Origin of the sequence: uncultured Umboniibacter sp. (assembly GCF_947497555.1) — a bacterium.
Classification (GTDB): domain Bacteria; phylum Pseudomonadota; class Gammaproteobacteria; order Pseudomonadales; family DSM-25080; genus Umboniibacter.
The window spans coordinates 57,057-69,861 of the sequence record NZ_CANMGY010000013.1; the positions used below are offsets into that span (position 1 = coordinate 57,057).

Genomic DNA, 12,805 nt, shown 5'->3' on the forward strand with positions numbered 1-12,805 from the left:
CTATTTCCCCATCACTTCGTCAGTGCCAAGATTGGCGAGTTCATCGGCTAATTCATTCCCTTCATTACCCGAATGTCCCTTCACCCAGTGCCACTCAATGTCGTGCCGTTGAATGGCCTCATCGAGCAGTTGCCAAAGATCTTTATTCTTAACCGGCTGCTTTGCAGCCGTCTTCCAGCCGCGTTTCTTCCAGCCTTCCAGCCACTCCAAAACGCCTTTACGGACATATTGGGAATCGGTATAAAGTTGCACCGCGCATTGTTCATTCAGCGCGTTCAAGCCTTCAATCGCAGCGGTTAGTTCCATACGATTATTCGTCGTTTCGCGCGCACCGCCATGTAACTTCTTTTCGTGCTGCCCAAAGCGTAAAACCGCTCCCCAACCTCCCGGTCCCGGGTTTCCTCTGCAGGCACCATCGCTAAACATAATAATCTTCTTCACGAACTAACTTCCTTCGAGGCGGCAGGGTTTACGACTCCGCCGGAAAACTGTTGCATTAATTTTTCAGCCCTTGAGCGGCGCATTAAGCCACTATATTTTTGCTTCTTCGCTAACATCACATAGCTCGAGCCAAATCTCCAAATTAACGGTGTCATAAGCTCGTTGAAGCGTCTGAAAGTTGCGCTATTGGGTGTGGGTAGGAACTGAGTGTACTGGCAGGAAACTACACTAAAACCAAATAGCTGAAGCCAATCACGAAGCCGATTTTCTGCTAACGCTGAAAAATGCCAAGCTGGGTTGTGCCATCGCTTCACTGACTGTTTTAGTGATAGTAAGCTAAACGGGTTGAAGCCGACGATTAGGAGATAACCGCCCGCCTTCACTATTCGAGCGGTATCTCTAAATACGTCATGCGGATCGCTCGAAAAATCCAGTAAATGGTGCAGGATGGCTAAATCGACATCCTCGTTAATGAATGGCCAGGCTCCAGGTGAGCAGCAGAGATCGCCATTATCAACCTCAACCGAATTTGACGCCCACCAATAGTTGCCCGTGCTGGTCTTTAGCTTCAAGCCGCCTTGAACAACACTCGATTCGACCGCGCAGTAACCAAATACAGGTTCCACGACTCGTTGGCACAACACCCGTTCATGAGCGAGCAGAGCAGGTCCGCCAACCTCACTAAAATAACTATCTAATGCTGCCTGAAATTTGAGTGACATGGTTAGATTCTCAACGGCGCTGTGCCATTCCTTAAAGTTAGCTGTTAATATAACGATTTAGCGTAGCAGTTGCGAGAGAATCATGGCTTTACATCCGATACCCGCTTTCACCGATAATTATATCTGGTGTTGGCAAGACCAGAGCGATCGATGGTGGGTTGTTGATCCTGGCGATGCGCTCCCAGTCATAGATTTTTTCACTAAGAAACAAGTGATTCCCTTTGGCATCCTCGTCACCCACCATCACCTTGATCACATTGGCGGAATCTCAGATTTACTTGCCGTTTACCCAAATGTCGAGATTGTGGCCCAGCCGCAGACTTTTCCAGCGGCCACGCTAGACCCCAAAGGCACGGAGTTCGCACAACAGTTTACCACTATCAAAGTACTCGACGTCCCTGCTCATACGCTTGACCACATTGCCTACGTCGCCACGCTTGCTGATGGCCGAGAGGCGCTATTTTGTGGCGATAGCCTGTTTAGCGGCGGTTGCGGTCGCCTTTTCGAAGGCACGGCTGCACAATTACTCAAGGTGATGACCACCTACAAAGATGAACTAGGTCTCGATTCACTGATCTGCTGTGCCCATGAGTATACAATTTCGAACCTTTTGTTCGCTCGCGCTGTCGAACCCAATAATGAAACGATCGATAAGCATCTTGAATGGTGCTACCAGAAGCGAGATAACCATGAACCTACTCTGCCAAGTACTCTGGGCAGAGAGTTAGAAATTAATCCGTTCCTGCGCACCACTGAGGAAGCCGTTAAAACGGCAGCCCTAGCGAAGGATCCCCTAAACAATAATAATGAAATTGCTGTAATCGCGTGCTTGCGCGCCTGGAAGGACACCTTTTAATGACAAAAAAAATAGTTTTGAAGCCTCTAGCACTGGTATTTCTAAGCTCTCTGGCTGGCTGCACGCAGCTCTCTCAGTTTACTAGCGTGACAGATCAACCTGCCGCCAATAGCACCAACAAGCCTCTTGGTACCGAGACAACAACGCTGGAACCCGCCAAGATTGAAGCGACCACCACGGTCGTTGAGGTTGATACCGACCTCCCACCCGAAGACGTTTGGGAAGTCATCCGCGCAGGACTAACACTGGAAACTCACGTTGATCGCCGCGCAGTAGAGCAACAGATTGCCTTCTACTCGCAGCATCAATCGTATCTCAATCGTGTAGCCACTCGCGCGACGCCCTTTATGTACCATATTGTGCGTGAACTTGAGGAGCGGGAGTTACCTACCGAGCTAGCCCTACTGCCCATAGTAGAAAGCGCTTTTGACCCATTTGCCTATTCACACGGACGAGCGAGTGGACTGTGGCAATTTATCCCAAGCACTGGCACCTACTTCGGCCTCGCTCAAAACTGGTGGTATGACGGTCGTCGGGATCCAGTCGCTGCCACGGATGCAGCCCTCACCTACTTAGCTCAACTAAACCGTCGCTTTGATGGCGATTGGGAGTTAGCTGTCGCGTCGTACAACGGCGGCGGCGGTCGTGTAAATAGTGCGGTACGTCGTAATCGAGAAGCCGGCCAAGAGACGGATTTTTGGTCACTAGACCTGCCCCGTGAAACAGAAGGCTATGTGCCGAAGTTGTTGGCTTTGGCTGAGATTGTGGCAAATCCAGAAAAGTACGGTGTGACCCTTCAACCAATTCCTAACGAACCATACTTTGTTGCCGTTGACCCCGGTTATCAGTTGGATATCAGTAAAGCGGCCGAATTAGCTGGGTTAGAAGAGAGCGCATTTAGAGCAATGAACGCCGGCTATACCAAGTGGGCAACCTCACCACGTTCTCACCAGGTGGTGAATGTGCCAGTAGGTGTTGCCGAAGAATTTGTCCAAGCGGTAGCCTCATTACCAGAAAATGAACGTATTAAATTTGAACGTTATCAAATCCGTGACGGGGATGCGCTCAGCTTGATCGCCTCTCGTTTCAACACTCAAGTTGACGCCATCAGAGCCTATAATGATTTGCGTGGTTCCTCTATTCGTGCCGGTGACTATCTCCTTATTCCTATTCCAGCAGCGCCTCTTGAATACTACCGGAGCTCGGACTGGCAGCGTCTCGCCCGAGCACAACAGCGCGGCGGACAAAGTGGCGCTTACCGAATCGATTACCGTGTAGAGCGCGGCGATAGCCTTTGGGAGTTAGCCCGTGAGCATGGTGTGAATGTCAGTGATATCGCGCGCTGGAACAATATGGCACCCAATGATCCCATCCGCCCTGGCCAAGAACTTGTGATGTGGCAACGCACACCCGTTCAAGCTAATACCCGACGGGTCAGTTACGCCGTTCGCCAAGGTGATTCGCTCGCTCGAATTGCCCAGAAGTTTAAAGTCAGTGTCTCTGACCTGCGCCGTTGGAACTCAGCTGTTAGCGGTCAAAAATATATCCAACCGGGACAAAGCCTGATTATCTTCGTAGATACGAACAACCAGAGTTAGGCCGCTACGCATAATAGCGCCAAAAACACTTCAAACGGGGCCTTTAAGCCCCGTTCTTTTATCAGCCCACCCTCGTGCCATCCCAAATCATTAACGCTCCAAATTCAGCGCCTGTGGCGTCCTAAAGAAAAGCATTATCGCTTTGAGCTACAGTGATTTACGCTTCTTCGTCTAGGTAGAGCTTATCAAGCTAAAATTTTCCCTAATTGTCGAAACAAAAAGACCCGAGCTAGCATTGCTAGTTCGGGTCTTTATTAAACGCTTTAGCGCTAAAGGCGTTTAACGGCCAGTAGCTCAGCTATTTACTCAGTATTAGCGGCGCTCGATTGCTGCATTCTCAAACAAGGCCTCTTGTAACGCCTCTGCTTCTGCAGCCGCATACATATTATCAAAGAACTGCATCATCATATCTAACTGCGCCGCTTCTTCAGGATTGTATGATCCGTCAGCAACACCAATTAAACCGAATACTGCAACGCGACCTGAAGGCAATGTCACAGCACTGTATTCGCGTTCGCCAGACACATTAATTGGCAACTTAAACGCCGCCTGGTTAATTTCAGGCTCCACAGTCACCATGCTTCGAGTAAGCTCACGGGCAACTAACCACTCAACACCCACTTCAGCGAACAAGGCTTCTAGTGTAGCCCCAGACTGAGCGCGCTCAACAAGGGTATCAGCCAACGCTTTAGCACGCTGCGAAGCGGCTTCGGCAGTAAGTTCTGCAACAAGCTCATCGCGAACTTCGTCCAAACTCATCACCCTAGCCGGCTCAAAGTTTTGCATCGCCACTACCACTGCAACACCCTCTTCAGCTTCCACAACCTCAGAGATAAGACCATCTTCACGAACATCGCTCGCGAACGCTGTGGCGCGTAGCTCAGCGTTCGCCATCATCCCTTCACCACTATCGAGTGTGAATGCAGAAGTGTCGTAAAGCGTTAATTCAAGTGCTTCAGCCAGCGATTCAAGATCACCATACTGATACGCTGCATCGCGAAGCGACTCAAGCTCAACCGCGTAGATACGATCGACTTCCATGTTACGAATACGCTCTTCTAGCTCATCGCGGGCATCTTCAAAGCTAAGCTGTTCAGCCGAATCGATTTCCAAAAGTTTAATGAAATGCGTACCGAAGTCAGTGTCTACTGGACCAGAAACCTCACCGATAGCTAGCTCGTCAAGCGCATCCTCAAAGACCGGATCAAAGGCAGTACCATCCGTTTGGCCAATTTCACCACCAATCTCTGCGCTGGCGAAATCATCGGAATAGTTCAAAGCCAACTCGGCGAAATCCTCACCACGACTTAGCGCCGCCTCAATATCGGCAATCGTAGCAGCTTCTGAGCCATCATCCTTAGGTGTAACAAGGATGTGAGCCACAAGCTTTAGTGTTTGTGCATCGACATTGGATTGAGTAACTTCGAATTCGCGCTGAAGGTCCTCGTCAGTGACCTCAACGGACGCAGCAAGCTCCGCTCGCTCAAGTTTCACGTACTGAGCAGTCATTTGAGCTTCAGTCAAAAAGCGCTCGAGGTTTTCGTTGTAACGCGCTTCAAGCGTGGCTTCATCAATAACAATGCCGTCTGTGTCCGCTGCGTCTATCACGCCATATTCGAAGCTTCGATTCTGTTCGATAATCGCTACTAACGCAGCAACTTGCTCGTTACCTAGGAAGGAAGTGTTCGTAACAGCGGTGAAATATTGCTGTACTGTGTAATCGCGACTCAGCGCGTCAACAAATTCCTGAGGCGTGTAGCCAAGCTGCGCAATACGCATGCTGAATGTATTTGGGTCGTAACCATCAATACCCGCGAAGGCAGGATTCGATACAATTTGTTGATCTATAACGGTTTTTGATACCGTTAGATTTAGCTCTTCTGCTGCCTGCGTAAGGAGCTCTGCACCGATCAATCGATCTAGTACCTCTTCACGAAGGACATCATCACTGATATCAGAGACGCCACTCTGATAGAGCTGTTGTTTCTGACGTTGAACTTCTATCGCGACAGTAGGTTCTGCAATCTCGGTTCCATTCACCTCAGCTGCGTTAGGTGGACCGCCGATTGAATCAAGCAAAGGGCCAACGCCGAAAGCTGCCATGGCGATTACTAGAATACCAGCAACGAAATACGCTGCGATACCTTGGGTGTTGTTTCGAATTTTCTGAAGCATTTGTTACTCACACATAAATAAAAAAAAAGCGCAGTCTCTAACGGCTGCGCCTTTTCTATGACTGCCTGAAAAAAACCGTAAAGGTTATTTCAATCAGTTAACCGCGTCTTTCAGTGCCTTACCAGCTTTGAAAGAAGGTACTTTTGCTGCAGCGATTTGAATCTCTGCACCTGTTTGAGGATTGCGACCAGTACGTGCAGCGCGATCTTTAACAGTAAATGTACCAAAACCTACAAGAACAACAGAATCGCCGCCCTTCAAAGTACCCGTAATAGCTTCAAGAGTAGCATCCAACGCGCGACCAGCAGCCGCTTTTGGAAGATCTGCTGATTCTGCAATTGCATCGATTAGCTCAGATTTATTCACTCTACACCCCTCTTAGATTCGTGTGGTTTGTAGTTAATTTAAAGTTAGTTTTTGTTTTCGTAACTACCGCCACAACCGTTGTTGTAACTAGTCACTGTGAGAATTTATAACAAGTGTAATCCCACGGGTCAAGCATGTTTCAATGCCGATTCACATTGCTTTCACCTTTATTCTCGGATTCGTTCGTTTTTTGAACGCGATTAAAATCCTCATCACTCAGTGCAACGGGCTTTGATTCAAGCGCAATTGAAAGAACTTCATCAATATTCTTAACTGGGCGAATGTCGAGATTTTCCTTAATATTGTCGGGAACTTCCTTTAAATCACGCGTATTTTCATGAGGAATCAGCACAATCTTGATTCCACCACGGCGCGCGGCGAGTAGTTTTTCTTTCAAACCGCCGATGGGCAACACCTCACCGCGAAGCGTAATCTCACCGGTCATCGCAACATCCGCCCGAACAGGAATATTTGTCAAAACTGAGGTCATTGCTGTCACCATCGCGATGCCCGCACTCGGTCCATCCTTCGGTGTAGCACCTTCAGGGACGTGAATATGGAGGTCAACGGACTGATTAAAGTCACCTAACAGCCCCAAACTTTGCGCGCGAGTACGAACCACAGTGGTCGCTGCAGCAATCGATTCTTGCATCACGTCACCCAGTGAACCCGTTTTAACGATTTGCCCTTTACCACGCATTACTGCTGATTCAATCGTCAAAAGCTCACCACCCACCGAAGTCCATGCCAACCCAGTGACCATACCGATTCGGTTTTCGGCCTCAGCCATCCCATAGGAGTGCTTTCTAACCCCTACGAACTCTTCGAGGTTGTCGTCGTTAATGGTCAGTAGCGATTGATCACCGTTGCGAACCTTCGCAGTGACGACCTTGCGGCACAACTTAGCGAGAGAGCGTTCTAAAGCTCGAACCCCAGCCTCGCGAGTATAGTAACGAATAAGGCCTAGAATAGCGCTGGAATCAACCTGTATTTCGCCATCCTTTAAACCATTTGCTTTAATTTGCTTTGGGAGCAAGTAGCGTTCAGCAATCGCCAATTTCTCATCCTCTGTGTACCCTGGGATACGAATGATTTCCATTCGATCCAGCAGTGGCCCTGGGATATTCATACTGTTCGAGGTACAGATAAACATGACATCAGAGAGATCGTAATCCACTTCAAGATAGTGATCATTGAAGGTACTGTTCTGCTCGGGATCGAGGACTTCTAGCAGCGCCGAGGCTGGGTCACCACGATTATCCATGCCCATCTTGTCAATCTCATCCAACAGGAACAATGGGTTCTTGACACCAACCTTTGATAACTTTTGTACCAACTTTCCTGGCATAGAGCCAATGTAGGTGCGTCGATGACCACGAATTTCAGCTTCATCACGCACACCACCAAGGGCCATACGAATAAACTTACGATTCGTCGCACGAGCGATGGATTCGCCTAAGGAAGTCTTACCCACCCCAGGTGGGCCCACTAAGCACAGTACAGGCCCTTTTAGCTTACGAACACGAGACTGAACCGCCAAATATTCCAGTATTCGATCTTTGACTTCCTCAAGACCATAGTGATCTGCCTCAAGTGTCGCCTGCGCCTTAGTTAAGTCGTGACGAACTTTTGAGCGCTTCTTCCAAGGCACCCCTACCATCCAGTCAATATAACCACGGACAACTGACGCTTCGGCAGACATAGGTGACATCATTTTAAGCTTGGAAAGCTCGGCGTTAGTCTTATCAAACGCCTCGGTGGTCATCCCTGCTTCCTGAATACGCTCTTCTAGCTGTTCAAATTCATTAGGCGCGTCATCCATGCCACCCAATTCCTTTTGAATCGCTTTCATCTGCTCATTTAAGTAGTACTCGCGCTGGCTGCGCTCCATCTGTTTCTTTACGCGACCGCGGACGCGCTTTTCAACCTGAAACAAATCAACTTCGGTATCAATGACACCCATCAGAAACGCAGCGCGCTCTGGCACCGTGATCACCTCAAGCATTTCCTGCTTTTGTGCCAAATCCAGCGACATATGAGCCGCCATGGTATCGACTAACCGCGAATGATCTTCAATGCCGCTCAATGATGTGAGAACTTCGGTAGGCACCTTTTTCGAGAGACCGACGTATTGCTCAAATTGTTCCTTAAGCGAGTTAATAATTCGCTCATTTTGCGAACTGTCTTCGTCCGGCAATTCGATAACACGACCAGCCGCGTAGAAACAGCGTCCGTCTTCTTCAATATCCTTCAACTCGGCTCGAGAGACTCCCTCAACTAACACCTTTACCGTGCCATCTGGTAGCCGCAGCATCTGCAGAATCTGTGCAATCGTTCCGGTAGTGTAAATAGTCTCTACACTCGGTTCGTCATCGGCCGCATTCTTCTGCGCCGACAGTAATAAGCGCTTATCGTTTTCGTTAGCTTCTTCGAGCGCCGCGATAGACTTTTCACGGCCAACGAACAAAGTAGTAACCATGTGGGGATAAACCACTACGTCACGAAGTGGTAACAAGCTGTACTTAATATACTCTGACATCTCTTCTCCTGACCGCGATACCAACTCATCGGGCATCCACGTTTTATGATAGCTTCTATGTTCTTATTTGAGGGCGAAGTGCCGAAAAAACAAGCCTCCCCTCCAAATCTTTTTGATTTAATGAATTTCAGAGACAAAAAAGGCGAGCCCTAGCTCGCCTTTTCAATTAACCAACGGCTGAGCGTTAAGCGCTCGGTGCCGCTTTCTGTTCATCCTGTTTGTAGACCATAAGCGGTTTGCTATCGCCGCGAATACTCGATTCATCGACGACTACCTTAATCACATCCGTCAGCGATGGCAGTTCGTACATTGTCTCCAACAAAGCGCCTTCAAGAATAGAGCGTAAGCCTCGAGCTCCGGTATGACGCTCTAACGCTTTCTCAGCGACCGCTCGAAGTGCCTCACTGCGGAATTCTAGTTCGCAATCTTCCATCTCGAAAAGATGTTGATACTGCTTGGTCAAGGCGTTCTTAGGCTCGCTTAGAATTTGCACCAGAGCATCCACATCTAACTCTTCTAGCGTGGCAATCACTGGCAGACGACCAACGAATTCAGGAATCAATCCGAATTTAACCAAATCTTCTGGCTCTAAACCTTTAATCGCATCACCGAATAGTTGACCTTCGCTCTTAGAACTCACTTCCGCCCCAAAACCAATGCCGCCTTTTTCGGTACGATCGCGAATAACGCCATCTAGCCCCGCAAAAGCGCCACCACAGACGAATAGTATGTTCCGTGTGTCAACCTGCAGAAACTCCTGCTGAGGGTGCTTACGGCCACCCTGTGGCGGCACAGAGGCAACGGTACCCTCGATCAACTTAAGCAATGCTTGCTGAACACCTTCACCCGAGACATCTCTGGTAATGGATGGGTTTTCCGCTTTGCGAGTAATCTTGTCAATCTCGTCAATGTAAACGATACCGCGCTCAGCTTTCTCGACATCGTAGTCACAACTTTGCAGCAACTTCTGGATGATATTTTCAACATCCTCGCCCACGTAGCCTGCTTCGGTTAGCGTCGTCGCGTCAGCCATGGTAAACGGTACATCCAAAGTACGCGCTAGTGTCTGAGCGAGTAGCGTTTTACCACAACCGGTAGGGCCAACTAGCAGGATATTCGATTTACCCAGCTCAACACCCTCTTGGCTGGTTTTCACATCTTTGCGCAAGCGCTTGTAGTGATTGTAAACCGCTACGGCTAAGACGCGCTTAGCAAAGTCTTGACCGATGACATAATCATCGAGCGAGTTTTTTAGCTCGTGGGGTACCGGTAAGCTACTCTCGGTAGTCTCAGCAGGAGTTCCCTTTATTTCTTCATCAATGATGTCGATACAGAGGTCGACGCATTCGTCACAAATAAATACGGAGGGCCCTGCGATTAGCTTCTTCACTTCATGCTGGCTTTTACCACAAAAGCTGCAGTACAGAAGTTTGCCGTTATCGTCGCCTTTTCCAGTGTTTGTATCAGACATTTAACTACTCCGAAGATTACCTCATCTACCACTAAGATGAGGCTTCATGCTGTAAATTTCAACCCTAAACAGGTCGCTTAAGTAGAACCTCGTCTACTAAGCCATAGGCCTTCGCCTCGTCAGCACTCATAAAATTATCACGTTCAGTATCTAACTCAATACGCTCCAGCGACTGTCCGCTATGCTCAGCCATCAGCTGATTTAGTCGCTCACGGATTTTAAGAATCTCTTGGGCTTGAATATGAATATCTGAAGCTTGGCCCTGTGCGCCACCCGATGGCTGGTGAATCATCACGCGAGAATTCGGCAGGCAGAAGCGCTTACCAGGGGTCCCCGCATTAAGAAGGAAAGCACCCATACTGCAGGCCTGACCCAGGCAAATTGTGCTGATATCCGGTTTGATGAACTGCATGGTATCGTAAATTGACATACCAGCCGTTACTGAACCACCTGGTGAATTGATATACAGGTGAATATCCTTGTCTGGATTTTCCGACTCTAGGAACAACAACTGCGCCACAATCAGATTTGCCATGTGATCCTCTACGGGACCAACCACAAAAATCACACGCTCTTTGAGTAACCGTGAATAGATATCATAGGAACGCTCACCACGCGAAGACTGCTCTACCACCATTGGGATCAGGCCTAGCGCTTGCGGGTCGATACTCGTTTTGTTGTGATCAAAATTCTGCATATGAAAGGGAACCCTTATCGACGTTAATTAGTTTTACTCTGTACTGTAGAGCTTAGACGCAAGCACTAGTGCTTGTACAGTGCCAATTACTGCGGAAAATGCATAAAAAAACCGCGGTGCTCGAAAGCTGCCGCGGTTTTCTTAGAAGTTACTGAATCTTAAGCGTTAGCAGCTTGATCAGCAGGCTTAATAGCCTCGTCGTAACTTACTTCAGTTTCAACTACCTTCACGTCCGCGATGATAGCTTCTACTGCTTGGTCTTCAAGAACCACGTTCTGAATTCCTGAAAGTAACTCTTGGTTACCTTTGTAGTAGTCGATGACTTCCTGTGGATCTTGGTAAGTTGAAGCAACTTCCGCAAGCTTCGCATCAACAAGATCTTGAGCAACAGTTAGCTTCTTAGAAGCGATCACTTCGCCCATCACAAGACCTAGCTTAACGCGACGCTCAGCCTGGTCCTTGAATAGATCGTCGGGAAGGATTGATGGATCGATGTTTTGACCGCCACCAAACTGCTGCATCATCTGCTGACGAAGCTGCGCGATTTCGTTAGTAAGTAGCGCGCTAGGTACGTCAAACTCATGCTTTTCAACAAGCGCGTCCATTACCTGAGTCTTAACTTTGTTAGTTACCGCGTTTTTAAGTTCACGCGCCATGTTGGCGGCGACTTCTTCACGGAACTTCTCTTCACCACCTTCAGCAACGCCGTACTTTTCGAAGAACGCTTCGTTGAGTTCTGGCAACTGCTGCGCTTCAACTTTGTTTAGCTTGATAGCAAACTGAACGGCTGCGCCTTTAAGTTCTTCTGAGTGATACTCTTCTGGGAAGGTCACGTCAATCGTGCGCTCTTCACCCGCTTTCATACCAACGATACCGTCTTCAAAACCCGTAACCATCTGCTTAGAACCTAGCGTCAAGTCAGAACCTTCAGCTTTACCGCCTTCGAATTCTTCGCCGTCTTTGGTGCCTAGGTAGTCGATGTTAACTTTGTCGCCTTCCGCTGCAGCGCGATCAGTTTCTACAAACTCACCCTGCTGCTTACGAAGGATTTCGATCATGTTGTTGATGTCGTCTTCGTTAACTTCTGCAACGGGTTTAGTGACTTCAACCGCTGACATGTCAGCAAGTTCAATCTCAGGGTAAACCTCGAACGTGGCAACAAACTCGATATCAGAACCTTCTTCTAGGTTCTTAGGCTCGATGTTCGGCGCGCCAGCTGGACGAACTTTCTCAGCTTGAACCGCTTCGTAGAAAGCACGGTTGATTGCGTCACCCAAAACTTCTTGACGGATACCACCACCGAAACGCTGCTTAACAACTTTCAGAGGAACTTTACCGTTACGGAAACCGTTGATTTTGACAGTTTTTGAAGCCTGTTTAATACGCTCTTCCACCTGAGCATCAACGCTCGCTGATGGAACTGTGACAGTCATACGACGCTCTAGGCCGCTAGTCGTTTCAAGAGATACCTGCATGGATCGCTTTTCCTCTAAAAATAATACGTGCGCGGTGATTCTATTGGCACCGCTAATAATAAGTAGCTATCGCAAACAACCACAGACAGCTACGACTGCTAAATCGAATCGAGGCATTATAGGTAATTGCCTGTTCAGGTCAAGACAACGAGCGCTAAGAGGCGAAAAATAATCACTGAATGGGAATTAAGTTTTACGCTAAAGCGAGACAAAAAATGAAGTTTTGATTAGAAAATAAAGTTTTATCGAGAAGGAAAAATAGATGGTGGGGATGGAGAGACTCGAACTCTCACGCCTCGCGGCACCAGAACCTAAATCTGGCGTGTATACCAATTTCACCACATCCCCATCTATAGGGCCGAGCGATTGCTCTAATTAACATCGAAATATGGTGGGGATGGAGAGACTCGAACTCTCACGCCTCGCGGCACCAGAACCTAAATCTGGCGTGTATACCAATTTCAC

General features: G+C 48.4%; 10 protein-coding genes and 1 tRNA gene. 2 read left to right on the forward strand and 9 right to left on the reverse strand.

What is annotated here, in order from left to right; translation table 11 throughout:
* Together rnhA and Q0698_RS12500 are read right to left on the reverse strand one after the other, a co-directional pair.
* Positions 1–441: a ribonuclease HI gene (rnhA, locus tag Q0698_RS12495; protein WP_298637010.1), complete on the reverse strand. Its 441-nt coding sequence runs from the start codon at positions 439–441 to the stop codon at positions 1–3.
* On the reverse strand, positions 438–1,163 hold the full coding sequence (locus tag Q0698_RS12500) for a methyltransferase domain-containing protein (RefSeq protein ID WP_298637011.1): 726 nt from the start codon (positions 1,161–1,163) through the stop codon (positions 438–440). Before Q0698_RS12500 ends, rnhA begins: the two co-directional genes overlap by 4 nt.
* Before the next feature lie 82 nt (positions 1,164–1,245).
* Here Q0698_RS12500 and gloB point away from each other — a divergent pair, with 82 nt between their 5' ends.
* Together gloB and Q0698_RS12510 are read left to right on the forward strand one after the other, a co-directional pair.
* Positions 1,246–2,019 carry a hydroxyacylglutathione hydrolase gene (gene gloB / locus Q0698_RS12505; RefSeq protein ID WP_298637013.1) on the forward strand — a complete coding sequence of 258 codons (774 nt, stop codon included), beginning with the start codon at positions 1,246–1,248 and terminating at the stop codon, positions 2,017–2,019.
* A complete protein-coding gene (locus Q0698_RS12510) occupies positions 2,019–3,617 on the forward strand; it encodes a LysM peptidoglycan-binding domain-containing protein (RefSeq protein WP_298637014.1) in 1,599 nt (532 codons plus the stop codon). The genes gloB and Q0698_RS12510 overlap by 1 nt, the downstream gene beginning before the upstream one ends.
* Before the next feature lie 312 nt (positions 3,618–3,929).
* Here Q0698_RS12510 and Q0698_RS12515 read toward each other — a convergent pair whose 3' ends face one another.
* From Q0698_RS12515 to Q0698_RS12545, 7 genes are all read right to left on the reverse strand, one after another.
* Positions 3,930–5,792, reverse strand: a complete 1,863-nt coding sequence (locus Q0698_RS12515; protein ID WP_298637015.1) for a SurA N-terminal domain-containing protein — start codon at positions 5,790–5,792, stop codon at positions 3,930–3,932.
* Between the two features lie 93 nt (positions 5,793–5,885).
* Positions 5,886–6,158, reverse strand: coding sequence for an HU family DNA-binding protein (locus Q0698_RS12520; protein ID WP_121876212.1), 273 nt, complete (start codon positions 6,156–6,158; stop codon positions 5,886–5,888).
* 139 nt (positions 6,159–6,297) lie between these two features.
* Positions 6,298–8,697, reverse strand: coding sequence for an endopeptidase La (lon, locus tag Q0698_RS12525; RefSeq protein WP_298637016.1), 2,400 nt, complete (start codon positions 8,695–8,697; stop codon positions 6,298–6,300).
* Positions 8,698–8,881: 184 nt separating this feature from the next.
* Complete coding sequence (gene clpX, locus Q0698_RS12530) at positions 8,882–10,168, reverse strand: ATP-dependent Clp protease ATP-binding subunit ClpX (protein WP_298637017.1); 1,287 nt, start codon at positions 10,166–10,168, stop codon at positions 8,882–8,884.
* A gap of 64 nt (positions 10,169–10,232) precedes the next feature.
* On the reverse strand, positions 10,233–10,865 hold the full coding sequence (clpP, locus tag Q0698_RS12535; RefSeq protein ID WP_298637018.1) for an ATP-dependent Clp endopeptidase proteolytic subunit ClpP: 633 nt from the start codon (positions 10,863–10,865) through the stop codon (positions 10,233–10,235).
* Positions 10,866–11,023: 158 nt separating this feature from the next.
* Positions 11,024–12,340, reverse strand: coding sequence for a trigger factor (gene tig, locus Q0698_RS12540; protein WP_298637019.1), 1,317 nt, complete (start codon positions 12,338–12,340; stop codon positions 11,024–11,026).
* Between the two features lie 263 nt (positions 12,341–12,603).
* Positions 12,604–12,688: transfer RNA gene (locus Q0698_RS12545), tRNA-Leu, on the reverse strand.
* Positions 12,689–12,805 lie beyond the last annotated feature (117 nt).